General features: G+C 62.2%; 24 protein-coding genes. 12 read left to right on the forward strand and 12 right to left on the reverse strand.

Annotated elements, in window-relative coordinates:
- Positions 1 to 7 precede the first annotated feature (7 nt).
- Together phnK and C5J26_RS14215 are read right to left on the reverse strand one after the other, a co-directional pair.
- Positions 8 to 784: a phosphonate C-P lyase system protein PhnK gene (gene phnK, locus C5J26_RS14210; RefSeq protein ID WP_038592229.1), complete on the reverse strand. Its 777-nt coding sequence runs from the start codon at positions 782 to 784 to the stop codon at positions 8 to 10.
- A complete protein-coding gene (locus C5J26_RS14215) occupies positions 781 to 1,662 on the reverse strand; it encodes an alpha-D-ribose 1-methylphosphonate 5-phosphate C-P-lyase PhnJ (protein ID WP_046625455.1) in 882 nt (293 codons plus the stop codon). Before C5J26_RS14215 ends, phnK begins: the two co-directional genes overlap by 4 nt.
- 48 nt (positions 1,663 to 1,710) lie before the next feature.
- Here C5J26_RS14215 and C5J26_RS14220 point away from each other — a divergent pair, with 48 nt between their 5' ends.
- Complete coding sequence (locus C5J26_RS14220) at positions 1,711 to 1,947, forward strand: hypothetical protein (RefSeq protein ID WP_105402335.1); 237 nt, start codon at positions 1,711 to 1,713, stop codon at positions 1,945 to 1,947.
- A 29-nt stretch (positions 1,948 to 1,976) separates the two neighbouring features.
- On the opposite strand, the gene C5J26_RS14225 is transcribed toward C5J26_RS14220, so the two are convergent.
- From C5J26_RS14225 to phnG, 3 genes are all read right to left on the reverse strand, one after another.
- Positions 1,977 to 3,083: a carbon-phosphorus lyase complex subunit PhnI gene (locus tag C5J26_RS14225; protein ID WP_105402336.1), complete on the reverse strand. Its 1,107-nt coding sequence runs from the start codon at positions 3,081 to 3,083 to the stop codon at positions 1,977 to 1,979.
- Between the two features lie 102 nt (positions 3,084 to 3,185).
- Positions 3,186 to 3,788 (reverse strand): phosphonate C-P lyase system protein PhnH, encoded by a 603-nt coding sequence (gene phnH / locus C5J26_RS14230; RefSeq protein WP_046638080.1) that lies wholly within the window; start codon positions 3,786 to 3,788, stop codon positions 3,186 to 3,188.
- A complete protein-coding gene (phnG, locus tag C5J26_RS14235) occupies positions 3,788 to 4,261 on the reverse strand; it encodes a phosphonate C-P lyase system protein PhnG (RefSeq protein ID WP_105402337.1) in 474 nt (157 codons plus the stop codon). The genes phnH and phnG overlap by 1 nt, the downstream gene beginning before the upstream one ends.
- Before the next feature lie 84 nt (positions 4,262 to 4,345).
- Between phnG and phnF the strand changes: the two genes are divergently transcribed.
- Both phnF and C5J26_RS32715 read left to right on the forward strand, forming a co-directional pair.
- Positions 4,346 to 5,086 carry a phosphonate metabolism transcriptional regulator PhnF gene (gene phnF / locus C5J26_RS14240; protein WP_105402338.1) on the forward strand — a complete coding sequence of 247 codons (741 nt, stop codon included), beginning with the start codon at positions 4,346 to 4,348 and terminating at the stop codon, positions 5,084 to 5,086.
- 102 nt (positions 5,087 to 5,188) lie between these two features.
- Positions 5,189 to 5,731 carry a DUF6680 family protein gene (locus C5J26_RS32715; protein ID WP_172745860.1) on the forward strand — a complete coding sequence of 181 codons (543 nt, stop codon included), beginning with the start codon at positions 5,189 to 5,191 and terminating at the stop codon, positions 5,729 to 5,731.
- A gap of 30 nt (positions 5,732 to 5,761) precedes the next feature.
- Here C5J26_RS32715 and C5J26_RS14245 read toward each other — a convergent pair whose 3' ends face one another.
- The 5 genes from C5J26_RS14245 to mepA all read right to left on the reverse strand — a co-directional run bounded on the left by C5J26_RS14245 (position 5,762) and on the right by mepA (position 9,983).
- The gene (locus C5J26_RS14245) at positions 5,762 to 6,397 is read right to left on the reverse strand and encodes a 2,3-bisphosphoglycerate-dependent phosphoglycerate mutase (RefSeq protein ID WP_038592256.1); all 636 of its coding nucleotides are present in this window, start codon (positions 6,395 to 6,397) and stop codon (positions 5,762 to 5,764) included.
- 25 nt (positions 6,398 to 6,422) lie between these two features.
- Positions 6,423 to 7,241 carry a 4-hydroxy-tetrahydrodipicolinate reductase gene (dapB, locus tag C5J26_RS14250; RefSeq protein WP_105402481.1) on the reverse strand — a complete coding sequence of 273 codons (819 nt, stop codon included), beginning with the start codon at positions 7,239 to 7,241 and terminating at the stop codon, positions 6,423 to 6,425.
- A gap of 154 nt (positions 7,242 to 7,395) precedes the next feature.
- Complete coding sequence (locus tag C5J26_RS14255; RefSeq protein WP_105402339.1) at positions 7,396 to 8,418, reverse strand: glucokinase; 1,023 nt, start codon at positions 8,416 to 8,418, stop codon at positions 7,396 to 7,398.
- 8 nt (positions 8,419 to 8,426) lie between these two features.
- Positions 8,427 to 8,807 (reverse strand): methylglyoxal synthase, encoded by a 381-nt coding sequence (locus C5J26_RS14260; protein WP_105402340.1) that lies wholly within the window; start codon positions 8,805 to 8,807, stop codon positions 8,427 to 8,429.
- A 120-nt stretch (positions 8,808 to 8,927) separates the two neighbouring features.
- Positions 8,928 to 9,983 carry a penicillin-insensitive murein endopeptidase gene (gene mepA / locus C5J26_RS14265; protein ID WP_105402341.1) on the reverse strand — a complete coding sequence of 352 codons (1,056 nt, stop codon included), beginning with the start codon at positions 9,981 to 9,983 and terminating at the stop codon, positions 8,928 to 8,930.
- A gap of 196 nt (positions 9,984 to 10,179) precedes the next feature.
- Here mepA and C5J26_RS14270 point away from each other — a divergent pair, with 196 nt between their 5' ends.
- The 7 genes from C5J26_RS14270 to pncB all read left to right on the forward strand — a co-directional run bounded on the left by C5J26_RS14270 (position 10,180) and on the right by pncB (position 18,885).
- Positions 10,180 to 12,015 (forward strand): extracellular solute-binding protein, encoded by a 1,836-nt coding sequence (locus C5J26_RS14270; RefSeq protein WP_105402342.1) that lies wholly within the window; start codon positions 10,180 to 10,182, stop codon positions 12,013 to 12,015.
- A gap of 145 nt (positions 12,016 to 12,160) precedes the next feature.
- Positions 12,161 to 13,246 carry a microcin C ABC transporter permease YejB gene (locus C5J26_RS14275; RefSeq protein WP_046667238.1) on the forward strand — a complete coding sequence of 362 codons (1,086 nt, stop codon included), beginning with the start codon at positions 12,161 to 12,163 and terminating at the stop codon, positions 13,244 to 13,246.
- A complete protein-coding gene (locus C5J26_RS14280; protein WP_105402343.1) occupies positions 13,246 to 14,394 on the forward strand; it encodes an ABC transporter permease in 1,149 nt (382 codons plus the stop codon). Before C5J26_RS14275 ends, C5J26_RS14280 begins: the two co-directional genes overlap by 1 nt.
- 4 nt (positions 14,395 to 14,398) lie before the next feature.
- Positions 14,399 to 16,027 carry an ABC transporter ATP-binding protein gene (locus tag C5J26_RS14285; RefSeq protein ID WP_105402344.1) on the forward strand — a complete coding sequence of 543 codons (1,629 nt, stop codon included), beginning with the start codon at positions 14,399 to 14,401 and terminating at the stop codon, positions 16,025 to 16,027.
- Between the two features lie 26 nt (positions 16,028 to 16,053).
- Entirely contained in the window at positions 16,054 to 17,004 is a 951-nt protein-coding gene (locus C5J26_RS14290; protein ID WP_105402345.1) for a glyoxylate/hydroxypyruvate reductase A, read from the forward strand.
- An 81-nt stretch (positions 17,005 to 17,085) separates the two neighbouring features.
- Positions 17,086 to 17,415, forward strand: a complete 330-nt coding sequence (locus tag C5J26_RS14295) for a hypothetical protein (RefSeq protein WP_105402346.1) — start codon at positions 17,086 to 17,088, stop codon at positions 17,413 to 17,415.
- Between the two features lie 165 nt (positions 17,416 to 17,580).
- Positions 17,581 to 18,885, forward strand: coding sequence for a nicotinate phosphoribosyltransferase (gene pncB / locus C5J26_RS14300; protein WP_105402347.1), 1,305 nt, complete (start codon positions 17,581 to 17,583; stop codon positions 18,883 to 18,885).
- 85 nt (positions 18,886 to 18,970) lie between these two features.
- Here pncB and C5J26_RS14305 read toward each other — a convergent pair whose 3' ends face one another.
- Positions 18,971 to 19,369 carry a DUF1236 domain-containing protein gene (locus C5J26_RS14305; RefSeq protein ID WP_105402348.1) on the reverse strand — a complete coding sequence of 133 codons (399 nt, stop codon included), beginning with the start codon at positions 19,367 to 19,369 and terminating at the stop codon, positions 18,971 to 18,973.
- A gap of 316 nt (positions 19,370 to 19,685) precedes the next feature.
- Here C5J26_RS14305 and C5J26_RS14310 point away from each other — a divergent pair, with 316 nt between their 5' ends.
- Positions 19,686 to 20,081, forward strand: a complete 396-nt coding sequence (locus C5J26_RS14310) for a response regulator (RefSeq protein WP_046667243.1) — start codon at positions 19,686 to 19,688, stop codon at positions 20,079 to 20,081.
- A 102-nt stretch (positions 20,082 to 20,183) separates the two neighbouring features.
- Positions 20,184 to 21,191, forward strand: a complete 1,008-nt coding sequence (locus C5J26_RS14315; protein WP_105402483.1) for an NAD-dependent epimerase/dehydratase family protein — start codon at positions 20,184 to 20,186, stop codon at positions 21,189 to 21,191.
- 21 nt (positions 21,192 to 21,212) lie between these two features.
- On the opposite strand, the gene C5J26_RS14320 is transcribed toward C5J26_RS14315, so the two are convergent.
- Complete coding sequence (locus C5J26_RS14320) at positions 21,213 to 22,640, reverse strand: mannose-1-phosphate guanylyltransferase/mannose-6-phosphate isomerase (protein ID WP_105402349.1); 1,428 nt, start codon at positions 22,638 to 22,640, stop codon at positions 21,213 to 21,215.
- Between the last annotated feature and the right edge of the window lie 11 nt (positions 22,641 to 22,651).

The following is a 22,651-nucleotide window of genomic DNA, read 5'->3' on the forward strand; positions in this document are numbered from 1 at the left end:
ATTCTCCTCAGACCTGAAGAATGGAAGAGACGAGAAGCTGGGTATAAGGCTCGCGGGGGTCGTCGAGCACCCGGTCGGTCAGCCCGTGTTCGATCACATGGCCGTCCTTCATTACCATCATCCGATGGGACAGGAGACGGGCGACCGCGAGATCGTGGGTGACGACGATCGCCGAAAGGCCGAGATCGTTGACGAGGCCGCGCACCAGGTCGAGCAGGCGGGCCTGGACCGAGACGTCTAGACCGCCGGTCGGCTCGTCCATGAACACCAGGCGCGGGCCGGTCACCAGGTTGCGGGCGATCTGCAGGCGCTGGCGCATGCCGCCGGAAAAGGCGCGCGGCTGGTCGTCGATACGGTCGGTGCCGATTTCGACACGGGTCAACCAGTCGCTCGCCGTCTCGCGGATCTTGCCGTAATGCCGGTCGCCGACGGCCATCAGCCGCTCGCCGACATTGGCGCCGGCCGAGACCGTCATGCGCAGGCCGTCGGCCGGGTTCTGGTGCACGAAGCCCCAGTCGGTGCGCATCAGGAAACGCCGTTCAGCCTCGCTCATGTGGTAGAGGTCGCGGAAATTGCCGTCGCGCATCCGGTATTCGACACTACCGGTCGTCGGCATCAGCCGGGTCGACAGGCAGTTGAGCAGCGTCGTCTTGCCGGAGCCCGACTCTCCGACGATGGCGAGCACTTCGCCCGGCCATAGGTCGAAGGAAACGTCCTTGCAGCCGATCCGGCTGCCGTAGAATTTCGAGACGCCGCTGACTTTGAGAAGAGGGGTGTCGGTCATTCCGCTGCCTCCTTGGCTGGCGCCAGCATGGCGCCGACATGGCCGTGTTCGCGGCGGTCCTCGCAATTGTCGGTGTCCGAACAGACGAACATGCGGCCGCCCTTGTCGTCCAGCACCACTTCGTCGAGATAGACGTTCTCGGCGCCGCAGAGCGCGCAGGGCTTGTCGAAGGTCTGGATTTCGAACGGATGATCCTCGAAGTCGAGACTGACGACATCCGTATAAGGCGGCACGGCATAGATGCGCTTCTCGCGGCCAGCGCCGAACAGCTGCAACGCCTCCGACCGGTGCATCTTCGGATTGTCGAACTTCGGCGTCGGCGACGGATCCATCACGTAGCGGCCCGCGACCTTGACCGGGTAGGCGTAGGTCTTCGAAATCCGGCCGTTATGGGCGATATCCTCGTAGAGCTTCACATGCATGAGCCCGTATTCTTCGAGCGCATGCATCTTGCGGGTCTCGGTCTCGCGCGGCTCGAGGAAGCGCAAGGGCTCCGGGATCGGCACCTGGTAGACCAGAATCTGACCCTCGGCGAGCTTGTGCTCGGGAATGCGGTGGCGCGTCTGGATGATCGTCGCGTCCTTGGTGTGGGTGGTAACGGCGACATTGGCGACCTTCTGGAAGAAGGCGCGGATCGAGACCGCATTGGTCGTGTCGTCGGCGCCCTGGTCGATCACCTTCAGCACGTCTTCGGGGCCGATGATCGCTGCCGTCACCTGCACGCCGCCGGTGCCCCAGCCGTAGGGCATCGGCATCTCGCGGGAGGCGAAGGGCACCTGGTAACCGGGGATGGCGATCGCTTTGAGGATCGCGCGGCGGATCATCCGCTTCGTCTGCTCGTCGAGATAGGCGAAGTTGTAAGTGGCGAGGTCCGTCATCTTGGAGTATCCTGTGACTGCGTGAACCAACTAGAAGGAAAGGCTGTCATGGACGCCATCACTTCGAACGGATTGCTGGGCGTGGCCGTCTTCGCGGCCTTCGTCGCCTGCGGGATCATCATTCCCTTTTATGTCATCAAGCCGCCGAAAAACCGCGGCAGGGCCAACGCGGGCAGCGAGGGCGGTGGGGTCGGCGCCTACGGGAGCGGCTGCGACGGCGCCAACGCGGGCAGCGCCTGCGATGGCGGCGGAGGTGGTGACGGTGGAGGCGGCGGAGGCGACTGATCCGCCCCTGAACTGCGGCCGAACCGGCATCATTCGGCGGCCTCCTGAAGGCCATTGCCGCTATTGCGCGCCGTCTCGATGTCCGATCGCATCTTGCGCACAAGCGCAAGCTCGGCCTGGAAGTCGACGTAGTGCGGCAGCTTCAGATGCTCGACGAAACCGGTCGCCTGCACGTTGTCCGAATGGGAGATCACGAATTCCTCGTCCTGCGCCGGCGCGGTGATGTCCTCACCGAGCTCTTCGGCACGCAGCGCCCGGTCGACCAGCGACATCGACATCGCCTTGCGCTCGCTCTGGCCGAACACCAGGCCGTAACCGCGGGTGAACTGCGGCGGCGCCTTCGACGAACCCTTGAACTGGTTGACCATCTGGCATTCGGTGATCCGGATGCGGCCGAGCGAGACGGCAAAACCGAGTTCTGCAACTTCGATCTCGACTTCCACTTCCCCGATGCGGACTTCGCCGACGAACGGATGGTTGCGGCCGTACCCCCGCTGGGTGGAGTAGCCGAGCGCCAGCAGGAAACCCTCGTCGCCGCGGGCGAGCGCCTGCAGGCGCAGATCCCGGCTCATCGGAAACTCCATCGGCTCGCGGGTGAGGTCGCCGGCCTGATGGTCCTCGGAAAACTCGCCATCCGCCTCGATCAGGCCTTCATGGGCGAGAATGTCGGAGACCCGCATGATGTGCTCCGCCGGCGTGTCGCGGCGTTCCGGCTCGTCGACCGGTTCGTCGGTGAGCAGAGAAGGATCGAGCAGCCGGTGGGTATAGTCGAACGTGGCCCCGAGAAGCTGGCCGCCCGGCAGGTCCTTGTAGGTCGCCGAAACGCGCCGCTCGACCTTCATGGCGGCCGTATCGACCGGAACGGACGAGCCGAAGCGCGGCAGCGTGGTGCGATAGGCCCGCAGCAAGAAGATCGCCTCGATCATGTCGCCGCGCGACTGGCGGATGGCAAGCGCTGCGAGCGCCCGGTCATAAAGCGAGGCCTCGGCCATCACCCGGTCGACGGCGAGGCCCAGCTGCTCGACGATCTGCTCGATGGTGACGGAAGGAAGCGAGCGATCGCCCCGACGCCGGTCGGCCAGCAGCCTGTGAGCATTGTTGATGGCGGCCTCGCCACCCTTGACGGCAACATACATGGTTCATTCTCCTGGCCATTACCGGCATCCCATCAAGATGCGGGAAGGTTTGGTCGTTTGGCCCCAAGCGGCGGCCCCAAGTTTAAAAAGTCGGTCGACCGTTCATTGGGTGGCGATGCGGACAGTCCGCGGCAGGCACAACAGGTTTTTGCCGGCCGTCAGGATGACATCGACGCCACGCGGGAAGAGCGCCCGGTTGTCGGCCCAAAGCCGCAGAAAAACTTCCGGAAGGCCCTTCACCATGACGGTGGTAGCGTGCGGAATGCCAGGACCCGTCAGCGTCAGCGGCAGGCCTTCGCCAAGTGCTGCGACCTCGATCACCAGCGTCGTTGAACGGTCGGGGTATTCCTGCGTGCCGGCCGAGAAGAGGCCGAACGAGGCAAGCGCTGCCCCGGCCTCCACGAAGGCAAAGCGGGCCTCGGCCTTCTCGCGGGTGATCGGCGCACCGGTGTGGAAGCCGATCCACTCGCCGACGGCCGATTTGAAAAGCCCGGCACTCAGCCACACGGGCGTTTCATGGTCGCAGAGCGTCACGGCAATCGCCCCGGCCGCTCCTCCAAGCGGTTCCGGCTGGCCGACATCCGGTCCGACGGTACGGATCGTTCCCGGACGGGCCATGCTGTCCATCAGCATGCGGAACACGTCCTGGGATTCGAAGACCGGTTCTCTAAATCCGCCGGAAAGCGCTTGCGTCTTGATGTTCATCAGTCGTCCCCCCGTACCATGGTGAAGAAATCGACGCGGGTCGCGGCCGTCTCTTCCGCCTTCTGTTTATCTTCCGTTGCGATGCGGGCCTCGATCGGACCGAGCAACGTGGCCTCCACAAAATCGCGCGTGGCGTCCTCCTGCCAGAGCGCGTCGAAAATGGCCGAAAGCCGGACATTCGCCTTCGCTGTGCCGAGCGCCTGCGCATGGCCGGCGGTGCCGGATGCCAGAAGCACGGTCGCACGCGTCACCGTCGCCTCGCCGAGATTGAAGGGTGCGCCGCCGCCGCCGATGCGACCGCGAACCATCACCAGTCCGGTCTCAGGCCCACGCACCGGCTTCACCTCCGGTTTGGCCGGAAGCTTTTCCCAGGCGGCATGCAGTTCGTTCGTCGTCGCGCGCGCAAGAAGCCCAGCGGCGCGGCGGCGCGCGGCGATTTCTGTATTCGGCTCGATTTGTTTCGCCAGGTCCATTACCAAGCTCCTAAATGTCTATTGATATAGACAACCATACAAGTTATATGTACTACTAACTTTCTGATATAACAAGCGTGTGACATGGATACCGGGCAGACAAACGTTCACCGACAAAACGGCGTAGCGCTATGGCGGCAGATCGCCGACCGCATTCGTGCCTCGATCGCCAATGGCGACTACGACGCGACCGGCAAGGTGCCGCCGGAATTCACGCTGGCCGCGCAGTTCGGCGTCAATCGCCATACGGTCAGGAGCGCGCTTGCCGCCCTCGCTCAGGAGGGCATCGTTCGTTCGGTACAGGGGCGCGGTACGCTGATCGAGCGCAAGGAACGGCTGAACTTCCCGATCACGCGGCGCACCCGGTTCAACGAGGGCATCGGCGATCAGGCGCGGGAAAAGGAAGGCCTGCTGCTGCATTCGGCCCAGGAACCGGCCTCAGTCGACCTGTCGGCCCGGCTGCGCATTCCTGAAGGTGCGCAGGTGATACGGCTGGAAACGCTGAGGAAAGCGGATCGCCGCCCGGTTTCCCGCTCGACGACCTGGTTTCCGGCCGACCGTTTCGGCGGCATCGGGGAGGCCTACAGCAAAAGCGGTTCGATCACGGTTGCATTCCGGATGCTCGGCCTCTCAGATTATCTGCGTGTCTCGACGGAAGTGACGGCTACTCATGCGGACGGCGCGGATCTCGTCGACCTGCAGCTGTCGCCGGGAGCCATCATCCTCGTGGCCCGCGCGCTCAACACCGATACGGAAGGCGTACCGATCCAATACGCCGTCAGCCGCTTCCCGGCCGACATGGTGCAATTCACGATCGAGAATTGAGCTGTAGTCAGACGTCAACAATCATGTGGAGCAAAATCCGAGATTTCTCGCTGGCACTCGTTTCAGTGGTACGATCCCAAAGCTCGAAACTGGTGATTCCCGATGTCGACCTCTGATTGGATGATTATCCTCGCAACGCTTGCAGGCCCGATTTTAGCAATACAGGTCCAAAAGTTTTTGGAGCGTGGCCGTGAAAATCGCAATCGGCGTCTTCAGATATTTCGGACGTTAATGGCCACTAGAGCGGCGTCCGTCTCTCCAGCCCATGTAGAAGCTCTTAATTCAATAGCTTTGGAATTTTACGGCAGAAAGAGATCTTCTAAAGCAGTAGTCGAGGCCTGGAAGCATTACCTTGATCACCTGTCTCAAGACAATGCTAATTTGGCAATCTGGAGCCAAAAGCGTGTTGATCTATTTATAGATCTTCTTCATAAAATGGCACCAACTGTAGGCTACGAGTTTTCAAAAGTTGAAATTAGTAGGGAAATATATTCTCCCAAAGCTCACGAAGAACTTGAGGCACACCAGCACATTATCCGCGAAGGAATTGTTCGCATACTCAGCGGAGGCGCCGCACTCCCCGTGGAAATCCACAATGGGCCGCAAGGAGGCGGTGAGATTTTACTGAGCCCACCCCATCCCTAGGAAGGGGTGGGCTCGGCAGAAGCAATTGCCTCAATGCGCGCCGGACATGTCGCCGAGAACGTCCTTGGAAGCGACGGTCGAGTCGGCTTTGAGTGTGTAGACCATCGGCACGCCGGTCGCGAGGTTGAGCTTGAGGATCTCTTCCTTGCTGAGCCGGTCGAGAACCATCACCAGCGAGCGAAGCGAATTGCCGTGGGCGGCGACGAGGACCTTTTCGCCGCGCAGCACCCGCGGCAGGATTTCCGTCATGTAATAGGGCCAGACGCGGGCGCCGGTATCGCGCAGGCTTTCGCCGCCGGGCGGCGGAATGTCGTAGGAACGGCGCCAGATATGCACCTGCTCCTCACCCCACTTGGCGCGCGCATCATCCTTGTTGAGGCCGGAAAGATCGCCGTAGTCGCGCTCGTTGAGCGCCTGGTCGCGGATCGTCTCGAGATCCGGCTGGCCGACCTTGTCGAGGACGATCTTCAACGTGTCCTGGGCGCGCTTCAGCACCGAGGTGAAGGCAATGTCGAACTTGATGCCCGTTGCCGCCAGCGCTTCGCCGCCGGCTTCGGCTTCCTGAATGCCGAGCGGCGTCAGATCCGGATCGCGCCAGCCTGTGAAAAGGTTCTTGAGATTCCAGTCGCTCTGGCCGTGGCGAACGAGGACGAGAGTTCCGCTCATGGGATGAATTCCTCCGGGAAGATTTTCAGGAAAGCCCGAGCACGTCGAGCATGGAATAGTGGCCGGGCTTCTTGTCGCGCGCCCAGAGCGCCGCGGCAACCGCGCCACGGGCGAAGATCGAGCGGTCGCGCGCGCTGTGCGACAGCGTCACCAGTTCGCCTTCGCCGGCAAGGACGACGGAATGGTCGCCCACGACCGAGCCGCCGCGCAGCGTCGCAAACCCGATCGTGCCGGTCGGGCGGGCGCCCGTATGGCCGTCGCGCACCTTGACGGATTGGCTTGCGAGATCGATGCCTCGGCCTTGCGCTGCCGCTTCGCCGAGCAGCAGTGCCGTGCCGGATGGCGCGTCGACCTTGTGCTTGTGATGCATTTCGACAATCTCGATATCCCACCCCGCGGCAGGCAAAGCCTTCGCCGCCTGCGCGACGAGCACACCGAGCAGGTTGACGCCGAGGCTCATATTGCCGGACTTGACCACGCGCGCGTGACGGCCGGCCGCCTTGAATTTTTCCTCGTCCTCGACCGAGCAGCCGGTCGTACCGATCACATGGACGATCCGTGCCTGCGCGGCGAGGACCGAGAAGGCGACGCTGGTCGCCGGCGTGGTGAAATCGAGCACACCGTCGGCATCGAGGAAAGCCTTCAAGGGATCGGAGGTTACGGGAACGTCAAGAGTTCCGACACCCGCAAGCTCGCCGGCGTCCTTGCCGATGAACGGCGAACCTTCGCGGCTAACGGCCGCGTGCAGCGTCACGCCTGCTGTTTCATGGATGACCCGGATCATGGCCTGGCCCATCCGGCCTGCAGCACCAACCACCACGAGTTTCATGTCATTTGCGGTCATGCGCGGCGCAATCCTTGCTTCGTCGGTCAGTCTTTTCGAGCGGTTACAGCTTGTCGGGGCGAGCGTAAAGGCCGCTTCCGCACTGCGCAAGCATCTCTTGCAGGTCGTATCCAGGAAACCGAGCCTCGCCCGCGACGATCATCTCGGGCCGTACCTAACGTTGCCAGCGGCGGCCATCCATGGAAAGGCCGTAGGCGGAAGGCGTGCGGGCAAAGCTTGCAAGGCCGGCCAGCGCCGCCTGCGGATGGGTCACCACGAAGGTCGGGATCGTGCCCATCAGCTCCGTATGCGGCGCTTTATCCTCGAAGGCGGCGCGGAACTCTGGACCTTTCAGCGCCGGAACGATCTTCTGCGAAATGCCGCCGGCGAGATAGACCCCGCCCCGCGCCATGAAGATCAGCGCCATATCGCCGGCGACCCGGCCGAGATAGGTGGCAAACAGCGAAAGCGTTTCGACGGCCTGGGAATTCGAGCGGTTCAGACCGTGGGCCGTGACATCCGCCGGATCGGAAAACGCCGGCTGCAGACCGTCGGCCGCACAGACGGCCTGGTAGATGTTGACGACGCCGCGCCCGCTCAGGATTTCTTCCGCGGAAACGCGACCCTCGATGCGCTTGAGGTGCGGAAAGATCTCGAAATCCCGTTCCGAGCGGGGGCCGACATCCACATGTCCGCCTTCGCCGGGAACCGGAAACCACATGTTCCGCGCATGGACGAGGCCTGCGACGCCGAGGCCGGTACCCGGGCCGAGCACCACGCGCGACGCCATATGCGGCTCGTTGTTGGGCCCAAGCGTCTCGCGGTATTCGTCGGGCATGGCCGCGACGGCAAGCGCCTGGGCTTCGAAATCGTTGACGACCAGCACGTCCTCGAAGCCGAGATCGGCAATCATGCCTTTCGGCCTCACCACCCAGTCGCAATTGGTCAGATCGATCTCGTCGCCATCGATCGGCCCCGCGATGGCAAGGATCGCCGAACGGGGCTTTACCGAACTCCTGTCGAGCACGATTTTCTGGATCGCGTCATCGATCGTCGCGTAGTCGGCGGTGCGCACGTTCGGGAATGGCTTAGGTTCCGCATCGGCGTCGAGGAGGATGGAGAAGCGGGCATTGGTGCCGCCGATATCGCCGATCAGGATCGGAAAGGGCAGCTTGTCGGTCTTCATGTTATCGGCCATCGGGAAGCTTAGTCCTTCTGAAAGTCGATGAGTTTTTCGGCGGTGGCGCGGTTGAGCGCCATCGGTATGTCATAGACCGTTGCAAGCCGTGTCAGCGCCTTGACGTCGACATCGTGGGGAAGCGCGCTCAAGGGGTCGATGAAGAAGATCAGCATGTGGACCTCGCCGGTGGCGATCATCGCGCCGATCTGCTGGTCGCCGCCGAGTGGGCCGCTCTTCAGTCGCGTCACTTCGAGGCCGGGGCAGGCATCCTGAACCCGGCCGCCCGTCGTGCCGGTAGCGACGATGCGGAACCGCGAAAGCGCCACCTGGTGATGGCGGGCAAAATCCGCCATGTCGTCCTTCTTCTGGTCGTGCGCGATCAGCGCGATGCAGGGCTTGGCCGACATGATTGGGTATCCTCACCAGAACGATATTCAATCGATTTGTGACGCGTTCTAGCGTGCCGCTTCGCTCTTGGAAAGGTGGCGTCGAGGACCGGCGTTTTCGATTGCCGGCCTCATCCGGAACTATTGCAGCGGACGTGGCGTCGGGATGGGCATGTCGTCGGAAGCAGCCGGCGGATCGTTGACGATCGCCTCGATGGTCTTTGCCGGTGCCGACACTGCAGGCTGAGCGGTGTAGGCTACGGCGCTGCCGCCGAAGGTGGCGTCGTCTTCGGAGCGCGCCGGAGCTGCAAGCACGGCTGCACAGGCTTTCGGCAGATCCGAGAGCATGACTTGGCGGGGCTTGACCGGCTTCTTGTTCGGGTCCGGCTTCGGCGGCGGCGCCCACGGCTCCTTGCTGAACCACCAGGCAAGGGAATTGTCGCAGCCGTCGCCCTTGGCGACCGGTGCCTGGCTCTGGCAGGCCGTAGCGCCGGCCGGGCAGTGGATGCGGATATGGAAATGTTCGTCATGGCCGTAGATCGGCCGGACCTTGCCGAGCAGGCTTCGATCGCCGGTCCAGGTTTCGCAAAGCTTCTTCTTGATGGCCGGGTTGACGAAGACCCGCTCCACCTGCGGATAGCTCGCCGCCTGCATGACGACCTTGGCGTGGGTGCTGGTCCAGCGGCTGGGATCGACGGTCAGGAACTTGCTCTTGTCGAGCATGGAGGTGAACGGCAGGCTTTCGCGTTGCTGTGGGCTCAGAGGCTGGGCGGGCTTCGGCGTGAACCAGATATCGGCGTCGAGGCCGATCTGGTGTGAGGCGTGGCCTGTGAGCATCGGACCGCCGCGCGGCTGGGAAATGTCGCCGACCAGAATGCCGGAACCCCAGCCGAGCCTTGCGGCATCGCCGGAGAACCGCTCGAGCAATGAAATCATTGCCGGATTGCCCCAGCGGCGGTTGCGCGAGAGGCGCATCGCCTGCCAGGTTGGTCCGTCGGTGGGCAGCGCCACGGCGCCGGACATGCAGCCCTTCGCATAGAAACCGAGCGGCTCCGCCTCCGCCATGCTCGGGAGCTTTACGGTGCCAAAAAGCTGTTTTGCCGGCGTGCCTTCCTGCGCTGCCACCGGCCCTGTGAAGGTGCCGCAAAGGAAAGCGGTCACCGTCAGCCGCAAAATAGTACCCGAAATCGATCTCATGCCCATCCGCCGCAAATCACCTGATCCCCTCGAATCTACCGTGAAACAGGATTTTGGTGAAATGGAGATGGTGGAAGCCTTGCCGATTTCCGGAAGATAAACGCCGGATAAAACGGATGTGAGCGCCGAACTCCTGTTTTTCGCCGCCTTTTGTCCTATGCTTCACCGCAACAGAGAAACTCGGAAGAGGTAACGAATGGTTCTGGCTCGGCTGAAGGTAGGTTTCGCGATCGTCCTGGCGACGGTTCTCGCAGCGTCGAACGTGCCGGCCCAGGAACCGAAATGGCGGCATGGCATGGCCGTTGTCGGTGACCTCAAGCTGCCGGAAGGCTTCAAGCAGCTCTCTTATGTCGATGTAAACGCGCCGAAGGCCGGCGAACTGCGCCTCGGTGACGAAGGCACGTTCGACAACCTCAACCTGGTGATCGACCGGGGTGCCGTGGCTTCAGGTGTCAGCCTGATCTACGATACGCTCATGAAGCGCTCGGAGGACGAGGTTTTCGGCACCTATGGCCTTCTGGCCGAGGCGGTGTCCTATCCGGACGACGTGTCTTCGGTGACGTTCCGGTTGAGGCCGGAGGCGAAATGGTCGGACGGGCAGCCGGTCACTCCGGAGGACGTGATCTTCAGCCTGGGGAAGCTGAAGGAGCACAGCGCCCTCTATTCCGGCTACTATCGGCACGTCACCGGTGCTGAAAAGACCGGCGATCGCGAAGTCACCTTCCGCTTCGACGAAAAGAACAACCGCGAACTGCCTTCGATCGTCGGCGACTTCCCGGTCCTGCCGAAGCACTGGTGGGAAGGCAAGGACGCACAGGGCAACCAGCGCGATATTTCCCGCACTACCCTGGAGCCGCCGATCGGGTCCGGCCCCTACAAGATCGGCGCCGTTCAGCCGGGCTCCACCATTCGCTACGAGCTGCGCGACGACTACTGGGGCAAAAATCTGCCGATCAATCTCGGCCAGTATAATTTCCGGACGATCAGCTATACCTATTTTTCGGATGCCGACGTGGAATTCGAGGCCTTCCGGGCCGGTACGATCGACTACCGCCAGGAAAACAGTTCGAGCCGCTGGGTCACCCGTTACGATTTCGATGCGGTGAAGGACGGGCGGGTCATCAAGGAAGCACTGACCAATCCCTTCAAGGCCGTCGGCGTCATGCAGGCTTTCGTGCCGAACATGCGGCGTGACATCTTCAAGGACGCACGGGTCCGCGAAGCGCTGAACTACGCCTACGACTTCGAGGATCTCAACAAAAACCTTGCCTATGGCGGCCTGAAGCGGGTCGATAGCTTCTTCTGGGGCACCGAACTTGCTTCATCCGGCCTGCCCCAGGGAAAGGAACTGGAGATCCTCAACGGGTTGAAGGACAAGGTTCCGGCGCGGGTATTCACAACCCCGTACACCAACCCCGTCGGTGGCGACCCCAACAAGGTGCGCGACAACCTGCGCACGGCCGTCAGCCTGCTGAAAGGGGCCGGCTGGGAGCTGAAGGGCAACCGGATGGTCAATGCCAAGACCGGACAGCCCTTGGGTTTCGAAATTCTCCTGAACAGCCAGTCGCAGGAGCGCACCGTGATGCCTTATGTGACAAGTCTCAAGAAAATCGGCATCGATGTCCGGCTCCGGATCGTCGACGCCTCGCAATATATCAATCGAATCCGCAGCTTCGACTACGACATGATGTACGGGGTTTGGGCTCAGACCATGAACCCCGGCAACGAACAGGCGGACTACTGGGGATCGGCGTCCGTCAGCCGGCCGGGATCGCGCAACTATGCAGGCATCGCCGATCCTGCTGTGGATCAGCTGATCAACATGATCACCTTTGCCGAGAAGCGGGAGGACCAGGTGGCCGCCGTGAAGGCGATGGACCGGGTGCTGCTCGCCAACCACTATGTGGTCCCGATGTTCTATTCCGGCGAAGCGAGGATCGCCTACTGGAACCGCATCACGCATCCGCAGAGACTGCCGGAATACAGCACAGGTTTCCCCGACACCTGGTCGGCCAGAAGCGCCGCGAAGTGAAGAACCGGGCGCGGACTTGCGCCGCCGTCCGGCACCTGTTCCAAATGAACCCGTATGATTCGCACCGGAAAAGAGGAAAGAGCCATTTGATCGGCATTGGGATATGCGGTGAGACAAGCCCTGTAGCCACGGGCAGGGAGCTCTGATGGGCGCCTATATTCTCCGCCGTCTTCTGCTGATGATACCGACGATCGTCGGCATCATGGCAATTTCCTTCCTCGTCGTGCAGTTCGCGCCGGGCGGCCCCGTTGAGCAGGTAATCGCCCAGATCCAGGGCCAGGATACCGGCGACCGGCTTTCCGGCGGCGGCGGCGACCTGCTCCAGCAACAGGGCGGAGGCGAGGAGAGCCGTTATCGCGGCGCCCAGGGCCTCGATCCGGAATTCATCGCCAAGCTCGAGAAGCAGTTCGGTTTCGACAAGCCGCCGGCGACGCGGTTCCTCGAAATGATGTGGAACTACATCCGCTTCGACTTCGGCGAGAGCTTCTTCCGCAATACCTCGGTGCTCGATCTGATCATCGACAAGATGCCGGTATCGATCTCGCTCGGCTTCTGGATCCTGATCGTCTCCTATCTGATCTCGATCCCGTTGGGCATCCGCAAGGCGGTCAAGGACGGCTCGACTTTTGACGTCTGGACCTCCGGCGTCATCATCATCGGATATGCGGTGCCGAGCTTCCTGTTCGGCATCCTGCTGATCGTGCTCTTTGCAGGCGGTTCCTTCTTCGACTGGTTCCCGCTGCGCGGCCTGGTTTCGGACAATTTTTCAGAACTTTCCTGGTGGGAAAAGGTCATCGACTATTTCTGGCACCTGACATTGCCGTTGATCGCCATGTCGCTTTCGGCCTTCGCCACCACCACCCTGCTGACCAAGAACTCGTTCATCGACGAGATCAAGAAACAGTATGTGACGACGGCGCGTGCCAAGGGCCTCAACGAGCGGCAGGTGCTCTACGGCCACGTCTTCCGCAACGCCATGCTGATCGTCATCGCAGGGTTTCCGGGCGCCTTCATCTCGGCCTTCTTCACCGGTTCGCTGCTGATCGAGAACATCTTCTCGCTGGATGGATTGGGGCGTCTCGGTTATCTCGCGATCGTCAACCGCGATTACCCGATCGTTTTCGGCACACTCTACATCTTCTCGCTGATGGGCCTGTTCGTCAGCCTGATTTCGGACCTGATCTATACCTGGATCGATCCGCGCATCGATTTCGAGCGGAGGGATGTCTGATGGAGGCGACCGCCGCAAAGACGACCGTGCAGACGGCACCGCCGCAAAAGCGGCCTTGGATCTCGCCGACCAACCGGCGGCGGCTCGCCAATTTCCGCGCCAACAAGCGGGGTTACTGGTCCTTCTGGCTGTTCATGGTCCTTTTCGTGCTCAGCCTGTTTGCGGAATTCATCGCCAATGACCGGCCGATCGTCGCCTCCTACAAGGGCGAGATCCTCTACCCGGTCCTGGTGGATTATCCGGAAGAGAAGTTCGGCGGCTTCCTGGCAACGACCGATTACCGCTCCGACTATATCCAGCAGGAAATCGAGACAAACGGCTGGATGGTCTGGCCACCGATCCGATATTCCTACCAGACGGTCAATTCCAACATCCCCCATTCGGCGCCGACAGAACCCTTCTGGCTGATGGAGAAGGCGGATCGCTGCGCCGCCTATCCGCAGAAGGATCAGGACTCGAACTGCATCCTCGGCAACCTGAACTGGCTCGGCACCGACGACCAGGCACGTGACGTGACCGCCCGCATGATCTACGGCTTTCGCATCTCCGTCCTGTTCGGCCTGGTGCTGACGATCTGCTCTGCAGTAATCGGCGTGACGGCCGGCGCGGTCCAGGGTTATTTCGGCGGCTGGACGGACCTGCTGATGCAGCGGTTCATCGAGATCTGGTCGTCCATGCCGGTTCTCTACATCCTGCTGATCATCGCCTCGATCCTGCCGCCGGGCTTCTTCGTCCTGCTCGGCATCCTCTTGCTTTTCTCCTGGGTCGGTTTCGTCGGCGTGGTGCGCGCCGAGTTTCTGCGGGCCCGCAATTTCGAATATGTCCGCGCCGCCCGCGCACTCGGCGTCGGCAACTGGACGATCATGTCCCGGCACCTGCTGCCGAACGCCATGGTCGCGACGCTGACCTTCCTGCCCTTCATCCTGTCGGGTTCGATCGCGACGCTGACCTCGCTCGATTTCCTGGGCTTCGGTCTGCCGGCAGGCTCTCCGTCCCTGGGCGAGATGATTTCGCAGGGAAAGAACAACCTTCAGGCGCCATGGCTCGGCTTCACCGCCTTCTTCACCATGTCCCTCATGCTTTCGCTGCTGATCTTCATCGGCGAGGCCGTGCGCGATGCCTTCGATCCCAGAAAGACGTTCGGGTGAGCCGATGACAGAGCCGCTTCTTTCCGTCCGCGATCTCTCCGTCGCCTTCCATCAGGGCAGCGATACCTCGATTGCCGTCGACGGGGTCTCGTTCGACATCATGCCCGGCGAGGTGATGGCGCTGGTCGGGGAATCCGGCTCCGGCAAGTCGGTGACGGCGAATTCCATCCTCAAGCTGCTGCCTTATCCTTCGGCAAGCCATCCGTCCGGGGAGATCCTGTTCGACGGCAAGGACATGTTGAAGGCGTCCGAGCCGGAACTGCGCCGCGTGCGCGGCAACGATGTCACGATGATCTTTCAGGAGCCGATGACCTCGCTCAATCCGCTTCATTCGATCGAGAAGCAGATCGGCGAGATCCTTGAGCTTCATCACGGAATTGCGGGTCAGGCAGTGCGTATCCGCACGCTCGAACTGCTGAACCAGGTCGGCATACGCGAGCCGGAAAAGCGGCTGAGAGCTTATCCGCACGAGCTGTCCGGCGGGCAGCGCCAGCGCGTCATGATCGCCATGGCGCTCGCCAACCGCCCGAAACTGCTGATCGCCGACGAGCCGACCACGGCGCTCGACGTCACCGTGCAGGCGCAGATCCTCGATCTTCTGCGCGGGCTGAAGGGCGAGCACGGCATGTCCATGCTGTTCATCACCCACGACCTCGGCATCGTCCGGAAATTCGCCGATCGCGTCTGCGTCATGACCAAGGGCAAGATCGTCGAGACCGGCACGGTGGAGGAGGTCTTCACCAATCCGCAACACGCCTATACGCGCCATCTGCTCGCCTCCGAGCCGCGCGGCGAGCCGCCACCGACCGATCCCTCGAAGCCGGTGGTGATGGAAGGCAAGGACATCCGTGTCTGGTTTCCGATCAAGGCGGGTTTCCTGCGCAAGGTGGTCGATCATGTGAAGGCGGTCGATGGCGTCGATCTCGAACTGCGGGCCGGCGAGACGCTCGGCGTCGTCGGCGAATCCGGTTCCGGCAAGACCACGCTCGGTCTGGCGCTCGCAAGGCTCATCTCATCCAAAGGCTGCATCGCCTTCGTCGGAACGGATATCGACAAGTTCTCCTTCAAGGAAATGCGTCCGTTCCGCGACCGTCTTCAGGTCGTCTTCCAGGATCCCTATGGGTCGCTGAGCCCCCGCATGTCGGTCGGCGATATCGTTGCCGAGGGGCTGAAGGTGCATGAACGGTCGCTTTCCGCAGATGGCCGTGACGAGCGTGTCGCCTGGGCCCTGAACGAAGTCGGCCTCGATCCGGCGACCCGCTGGCGTTATCCGCACGAATTTTCCGGTGGCCAGCGGCAGCGCATCGCAATCGCCCGCGCCATGGTGCTGAAACCGCGTTTCGTGATGCTCGACGAGCCGACATCGGCGCTCGACATGACCGTGCAGGCGCAGGTCGTCGATCTCCTGCGCGACCTGCAGAAGAAGCACGATCTCGCCTATCTCTTCATCAGCCACGATCTGAAGGTGGTGAAGGCGCTCGCCAACCACGTTATCGTCATGCGGCTCGGCAAGGTGGTGGAAGAAGGTCCGGCGGACCAGATTTTCCAGGCGCCGAGAGAAGATTATACCCGCGCCCTGATGGCCGCCGCCTTCAATCTGGAAGCCGTCGAAATTGAAGCCATCAACCAGTAATCACAGCAATCAAGGTCAATCAGTCCATGCCTGCCAAACATCCGGTTGTCGTCGATCTTAAATTCGAGCGCCGCGAGATCGATGCCGCACTCGCCAGCGCCTTCACCGGCCGCACCGTGCTGCACGCCTCCGATCCTGGAGTGGACATGTCCGAGGCGCGCTATGCGGTGATCTGGAAGCCGGACCCGGACCTATTCCAGCGGGCACCGAAGCTGGAGGTGCTGTTTTCCGGCGGCGCCGGGGTTGACTATATCCTCACCATGCCCGGCCTGCCGGATATCCCGATCGTTCGTTTCGTGGACGAAAGCCTGACGACGCGGATGAGCGAATGGGTCGTGCTGCAGGCCTTGAGCCACCTGCGGCAGGTGCCGGCCTATCTCGGGCAGCAGCGCGAACGCCAGTGGCGCGAACTCTCCCAGCCGGAAGCGAAGGATCTGACCGTCGGCGTGATGGGCCTTGGCGTGCTCGGCCAGGACGCGGTCCGCAAACTGAAGATCATGGGTTTTGACGTGATCGGCTGGTCGCGCGGCAAAAAGGCCATCGAAGGCGTCGAGACCTTCGACGGGGGCGAACTCGATGCTTTCCTTGCCCGCACCGACATTCTGGTCGGCCTCCTGCCGCTGACGCCCGAGACGCGCGGTATCTTCAATGCTTCGCTGTTTGCAAAGCTTCGCCAGGGCGGCGCCTTGGGCAAACCGGTCTTCATCAATGCCGGACGCGGCGGCAGCCAGGTGGAGAGCGATCTTGTTGCCGCGCTCGGCAACGGCATTCTCGGCGGCGCATCGCTGGATGTCTTCGAGAAGGAGCCGCTCGGTGCGGATAGCCCGCTCTGGACGAAGGACAACGTCATTATTACCCCCCACGCGGCTTCCGCGTCCGATGTAAGGGCGCTGTTTCGCAATGCGGAGACCCAGATGGAACGCTACGAGGCGGGCGACCCCTTGCAGCACGTCGTGGATCGCCGGGCGGGCTACTGAGCCCTCCTGCCGGAACATTCGTTTCCGCCGACCGTTTCTTGTGCATGAGCCGGGCATTCCGGCCGAACAAGGAGCGAAATCATGAACACTCGTTTCGATCCCCAGGAAGCCGAGCCCCGTCATCCGAACCCGATCGGTTCGCCGCCGGTTGTTGAGACCGCTACGGAAGCGCGGCAGGGAAGCTGGGGTGCACCGGTCCTGAAGGTGCTGATTGCCGGCCTAATTCTGGCAATGGTCGCCTGGGCCGGCGCCGAGTGGTACGGTCGGAGCACTGCACCGCCGGACGAACAGACCGCGACGCCGCCAGCCGGAAGCACGACGCCCGCAAACCCGAATGCGCCGCCGACCGCCAATCCTTCTGCGCCGCCGGCCGCCGCGCCACCGGCAACCAACTCGCAATCCGGCAACTGACTGCATCATTTCTGATTTTTTCGGCCGTGACCCCTCGCGGCCGAATTGCGTCTGGACTTGTTCTGCATTTTTTTCGATAAAAATGCCCGGAGGTTGATCAGCCGCTGCCTCCATACGCATCGAAATCGGCGGAGCCGGCCCGGAAGGGCCGGGGCAGGGGCAGGCATGACCAAGACCGATATCGCGAGCAGGGTTTATAACCACACCTGGAAGCTCGACCCGATCATCCGCAGTCTGATCGATACGGATTTCTACAAGCTCCTGATGCTGCAGATGATCTGGAAGCTCTATCCGGACGTGGACGCCACGTTCTCGCTGATCAACCGTACGACCAGCGTCAAGCTGGCGGAGGAGATCGATGAGGGCGCGCTGCGCGAGCAGCTCGACCATGCCCGCACGGTCGGCCTGTCCAAGAAGGAGATGATCTGGCTCGCGGGTAACACGTTTTATGGTCGAAAGCAGATATTCGAGCCGGAATTTTTGAACTGGCTGTCCACCTACAAGCTGCCGGAATACGAACTCTCGAAGCGCGACGGCCAGTACGAACTGACCTTTCACGGCAAGTGGATGGAAACGACGCTGTGGGAAATTCCCGCACTCGCGATCATCAACGAGTTGCGCTCGCGTTCCGCGATGCGCTCGCTCGGTTTCTTCACGCTCGACGTTCTCTACGCGCGAGCCAAGGCCAAGATGTGGGAAAAGGTCGAGCGGCTGCAGGCATTGCCGGGCCTGCGCATCTCCGATTTCGGTACGCGCCGCCGTCACAGCTTCCTGTGGCAGCGCTGGTGCGTCGAGGCGCTCAAGGAAGGCATCGGCCCGGCGTTTACCGGCACCAGCAACGTCCTGCTTGCGATGGACTCCGATCTCGAAGCCGTGGGGACCAATGCGCACGAGCTGCCCATGGTGGCTGCGGCACTCGCAGAGACCGACGAACAGCTGCGCGCCTCCCCTTACCAGGTCCTGAAGGACTGGAACCGGCTTTATGGCGGCAACTTGCTGATCGTGTTGCCGGATTCCTTCGGCACGGCGGCGTTCCTGCGCGATGCGCCGGACTGGGTGGCCGACTGGACCGGGTTCCGCCCCGACAGCGCTCCGCCGATCGAGGGCGGCGAAAAGATCATTGCCTGGTGGAAGAAGATGGGCCGCAACCCTAAGGAAAAGCTGCTGATCTTCTCCGACGGGCTGGACGTCGATGCGATCATCGACACCTACCGGCATTTCGAAGGCCGCGTGCGCATGAGCTTCGGCTGGGGCACCAACCTGACCAACGATTTCGCCGGCTGCGCACCCCACGAGATTGCCGGCTTGATGCCGATCTCCATCGTCTGCAAGGTAAGCGAGGCGAACGGCCGTCCGGCGGTGAAACTTTCCGACAATCCGCGCAAGGCGACCGGAGATCCGGCCGAGGTGGAACGTTATCTGAAGTTCTTCGGCCAGGAAGATCGCGTCGATCAGGTCGTCCTGGTCTAGCCGACTGCTCGAACGGGAACAGGCCCCGCCGGAAGTGGCGGAGCCTGTCTGGGTTGGCTGGCTTAAGGGGAATTGGGAGCCTTGCTTACCGGATGACCTGCACGACGGTGTGGGTCTGCGGATCGACGATCACGCGCTGATTGTTGACCACCGTATAGGCATATCTCGGATTGCTGGGCACCGGTGTGACCACGACACTCTGCGGGAGCGGCTTACCGACAACGATAGGCTGCTCGACGACTACGGAAGCGGTCGGGGCGGGCTGTTCCTCGACGTAGGTAACGACTTCGCGCGGCGGCGGATCGATCGCGGTACCGGCTACGGCGCCGACGACCCCACCCACTGCGGCGCCGACTGGACCGCCGACGATGGCGCCGGTAACCGCTCCGCCAGCTGCACCATTGACGGTGCCCTGCTGGGCTCCGGCCTGTGTGGCGAAGGAAGCGGCGAGAATGGCGCAGGACGCGAGAATGATCTTCTTCATGGGTCTTCTCCTTTTCTTCTAACTTCCGAAGGGCTAACCCACCAGTTTTTGAGTGGTTCCTGTCTGCCGGTCACCTTTCGTAAGTGTCTGAAATCTTGAGCGAGGAGGTATTCGGGAGGTGTAGCCATGTTCCGCTCGCCAAAGCTGAGTCGGCAACGTAGCCCTCATAACCTCCGGGGCAAATCTATTGGCCTAGCGGCCGGCGCTGCGGCTTGATCCCAGGGATCTAGATCAAAAAATCGATATCGGGCCCTGCTCCTATTGCCAAGCGACGATCGGAGTCTATTTGCCTCCTTCAGTCCGGGAGGATCTGCCGTTGGAATATCGTTTCCTGATCGTCGAAGACAGTTTGCTGGTCGCGATGGATATCGAAGACGCCGTCCATCGAAGCGGCCATGACGTCGTCGGAATAGCACCCGACATGACGGTGGCGCTGAACTATACCCGTGACACGGATATAGCCTTCGTGGACGTGCGCCTTGCCGACGGCGAGACCGGACCGGAGATCGCCAAGGCGCTGGCGGAATACGGCATCGTGGTAATCATGATCACCGGCAATCCGGGCCTTGTGGCGGCGGGCGTCTCCGGGGTCCTCGGCGTGATGGCAAAACCGCTGACCGACCAGGCTTCGATGGACCTCATCCAGTTCGCCGTCGATCGCAAGAATGGCCGGCCCGGCGTGCCGCCGGCGCGGCTGCGGCTCTTTCACTGAAAGCGGCCTGATTGTCCGGCGGTTCAAATAACTTCTGTCCCTGAGATGACAGGGCCGGATATCCGCGCTATGGGATCGCCCCAGAGCGACAGCGGGTCATACATGCGTTACTTCATCACCGGGACGGCAGGCTTCATTGGTTTCCACTTGGCGCGACGCCTGCTGGAGGATGGCCACGAGGTTCTAGGCTTCGACGGGATGACGCCCTATTACAGCCTGCGCCTCAAGGAAGCTCGCAATGCCGGGCTCGCACAATTCCCTGCCTTCCGCCCGGTCATCGGCATGCTGGAAGACAAGTCGCTGATCGACAAGTCCGTCGAGGATTTCAAGCCGGATGTGATGATCCATCTCGCCGCCCAGGCCGGCGTGCGCTACAGCCTTGAAAACCCCAAGGCCTATCTCGATTCCAATCTCATCGGCTCCTGGAATATCCTGGAGATTGCCCGAAACTACGGCGTCGGCCATCTGATGCTCGCTTCGACCTCGTCGGTCTACGGTGCCAACCCGGATATTCCCTTCCGCGAAAGCGACCGCGCCGACGAACCCCTGACCTTTTATGCAGCGACCAAGAGGGCCACGGAGCTGATGGCGCACAGCTACGCCCATCTCTACAAGGTGCCGATTACCGCCTTCCGCTTCTTCACGGTCTACGGGCCCTGGGGCCGGCCGGACATGGCGCTCTTCAAGTTCGTCAAGGCGATCATCGAGAATCGCGAGATCGAGATCTACGGCGAAGGCAAGATGAGCCGGGACTTCACCTATATCGACGACCTGGTGAATTCGATCATCGACCTATCCAAGGTCTATCCCGGTGAAGACAATCGTGTCGCGGACATCGATACGCTCTCCCGTCAGGCACCGTTCCGCGTCGTCAATATCGGCGGCGGCCAGCCCTCGGGCCTCATCGACTTCGTCGAAACCATCGAACGGATCATGGGAAAGCCGGCCAAGCGCAAGATGCTGCCGATGCAGAAGGGCGACGTGCCGAGAACCTTCGCCAGCCCCGATCTTCTCGTGGCGCTGACCGGCCGCAAGCCGGAGATCGGCCTGGAGGAAGGGGTCAAGGCCTTCGTGCAATGGTATCTCGACCATCGCCACGAGATCGACTGAGCCGATATTCGCCCAGGCGCCTCAGCCGCGTCCGAACTCGTCGACGATGCGGATGATGTCGTCCTCGCCGAGATAAGATCCGGTCTGCACCTCGATCATCTCGAGCATGATCTTGCCGGGATTCGCGAGTCGATGCACCTCGCCCTGCGGGATATAGACGGACTCGTTTTCCCTGACGGTCCGGGTTTCCTCGCCGATCGTCACTTCCGCGGTTCCCTTGACGCAGATCCAGTGCTCCGAGCGGTGGTGATGTTTCTGCAGCGATAGCTTCTTGCCGGGTGTCACGAACAGCCGCTTCACCTGGAAACGATCGCCGTTGAGAACCGACGTATAGCCGCCCCAGGGACGATAGGAGGTCGGGTGGGTTTCGGTCAGCGCCGCGGTCGCCTTGGCCGCGGCGAGCTGCTTGACGATCTTGCCGACGTCCTGGCTGTCTTCCAGTCGGCCGATATAGACGGCGTCCTCGCTGGCGATGACCGCGACGCCATCCAGTCCCTGGACCGCGAGATGGCTGGTGCGCGACATCACCAGCGAATTCCGGGTGTTGATCAGCGTCGTCTTGCCGGAGGTGACGTTACCGGCCTCGTCGCGGGCGCCGAGCTTCCAGACGGCGTCCCAGCTTCCGAGATCGGACCAGGTGAACGACGAGGGCACGACCGCCGCGTTGGAGGTCTTCTCCATCAGGGCGTAGTCGACGGAGATATCCGGGCTTGCAGCAAATTCCTGCGCGTCGAGGCGGGTGAAATCGAGGTCGCTCGAAGCCTTGGCAAGTGCGGTGCGGGCGGCGGCCTCGACCTCGGGCGCGAAGGTGGAAAGTTCGCTCAGCACCTGACCGGCCTTGAACATGAAGATGCCGGAGTTCCAGATAAAACCGCCGGTCGACAGCATCTTCTCGGCCTCGGCCAGCACCGGCTTCTCGACGAAGCGTTTGACCTTGCAGGCGCCGGCCGGCAGCGCCTCGCCGATCTCGATGTAACCATACCCGGTGGCGGGCTCCGTCGGAGCAATGCCGAAGGTGACGAGCTTGCCGGCAAGGGCCGTCTGCCTGGCAATGCCGATCGCGTCGAAATAGCCGGCATCCGCGGTGATCTCGTGGTCCGAGGCAAGCACCTGCAGGATCGCATCCTCGCCGAAGCGGCCTTCGACAAAGGCGGCAGCGGCGGCGACTGCCGGGGCGGTGTTGCGGGCGACGGGCTCGAGCAGGATGCCGGAAAGCTTGATACCGAGCTCGCGGGCCTGTTCTGCCACCAGGAACCGGAAATCCTCGTTGGTAATGACGACCGGCGCCTCATAGAGCTTCGGGTCCGAAACGCGCGACAGCGTCGCCTGGAATAGCGTCTTGTCGCCGATGAACTGGATGAACTGTTTTGGCGCGCTTGCGCGAGACAGCGGCCAGAGCCGCGTTCCCTTGCCGCCTGCCATGATGACGGGGATGATCTTGCTATTCATTCCAATATCTC

The sequence above is a fragment of the Neorhizobium sp. T7_12 genome, from assembly GCF_002968535.1.
GTDB classification, from domain to species: domain Bacteria; phylum Pseudomonadota; class Alphaproteobacteria; order Rhizobiales; family Rhizobiaceae; genus Neorhizobium; species Neorhizobium tomejilense.

Bases quoted from the DNA above. Each gene is read 5' to 3' on its own strand.
- dapB (WP_105402481.1), bottom strand. From the start codon at position 7,241: ATGACCGCAAATGACATGAAACTCGTGGTGGTTGGTGCTGCAGGCCGG.
- C5J26_RS14280 (WP_105402343.1), top strand. From the start codon at position 13,246: ATGGAGGCGACCGCCGCAAAGACGACCGTGCAGACGGCACCGCCGCAA.
- C5J26_RS14290 (WP_105402345.1), top strand. From the start codon at position 16,054: ATGCCTGCCAAACATCCGGTTGTCGTCGATCTTAAATTCGAGCGCCGC.
- phnG (WP_105402337.1), bottom strand. From the start codon at position 4,261: ATGGACCTGGCGAAACAAATCGAGCCGAATACAGAAATCGCCGCGCGC.
- phnH (WP_046638080.1), bottom strand. From the start codon at position 3,788: ATGAACATCAAGACGCAAGCGCTTTCCGGCGGATTTAGAGAACCGGTC.
- C5J26_RS14245 (WP_038592256.1), bottom strand. From the start codon at position 6,397: ATGAGCGGAACTCTCGTCCTCGTTCGCCACGGCCAGAGCGACTGGAAT.
- C5J26_RS14255 (WP_105402339.1), bottom strand. From the start codon at position 8,418: ATGGCCGATAACATGAAGACCGACAAGCTGCCCTTTCCGATCCTGATC.
- C5J26_RS14215 (WP_046625455.1), bottom strand. From the start codon at position 1,662: ATGACGGACCTCGCCACTTACAACTTCGCCTATCTCGACGAGCAGACG.
- C5J26_RS14270 (WP_105402342.1), top strand. From the start codon at position 10,180: ATGGTTCTGGCTCGGCTGAAGGTAGGTTTCGCGATCGTCCTGGCGACG.
- C5J26_RS14225 (WP_105402336.1), bottom strand. From the start codon at position 3,083: ATGTATGTTGCCGTCAAGGGTGGCGAGGCCGCCATCAACAATGCTCAC.
- C5J26_RS32715 (WP_172745860.1), top strand. From the start codon at position 5,189: ATGTCGACCTCTGATTGGATGATTATCCTCGCAACGCTTGCAGGCCCG.
- C5J26_RS14285 (WP_105402344.1), top strand. From the start codon at position 14,399: ATGACAGAGCCGCTTCTTTCCGTCCGCGATCTCTCCGTCGCCTTCCAT.
- phnK (WP_038592229.1), bottom strand. From the start codon at position 784: ATGACCGACACCCCTCTTCTCAAAGTCAGCGGCGTCTCGAAATTCTAC.
- mepA (WP_105402341.1), bottom strand. From the start codon at position 9,983: ATGAGATCGATTTCGGGTACTATTTTGCGGCTGACGGTGACCGCTTTC.
- phnF (WP_105402338.1), top strand. From the start codon at position 4,346: ATGGATACCGGGCAGACAAACGTTCACCGACAAAACGGCGTAGCGCTA.
- C5J26_RS14305 (WP_105402348.1), bottom strand. From the start codon at position 19,369: ATGAAGAAGATCATTCTCGCGTCCTGCGCCATTCTCGCCGCTTCCTTC.
- C5J26_RS14275 (WP_046667238.1), top strand. From the start codon at position 12,161: ATGGGCGCCTATATTCTCCGCCGTCTTCTGCTGATGATACCGACGATC.
- C5J26_RS14315 (WP_105402483.1), top strand. From the start codon at position 20,184: ATGCGTTACTTCATCACCGGGACGGCAGGCTTCATTGGTTTCCACTTG.
- C5J26_RS14295 (WP_105402346.1), top strand. From the start codon at position 17,086: ATGAACACTCGTTTCGATCCCCAGGAAGCCGAGCCCCGTCATCCGAAC.
- C5J26_RS14260 (WP_105402340.1), bottom strand. From the start codon at position 8,807: ATGTCGGCCAAGCCCTGCATCGCGCTGATCGCGCACGACCAGAAGAAG.
- C5J26_RS14320 (WP_105402349.1), bottom strand. From the start codon at position 22,640: ATGAATAGCAAGATCATCCCCGTCATCATGGCAGGCGGCAAGGGAACG.
- C5J26_RS14220 (WP_105402335.1), top strand. From the start codon at position 1,711: ATGGACGCCATCACTTCGAACGGATTGCTGGGCGTGGCCGTCTTCGCG.
- pncB (WP_105402347.1), top strand. From the start codon at position 17,581: ATGACCAAGACCGATATCGCGAGCAGGGTTTATAACCACACCTGGAAG.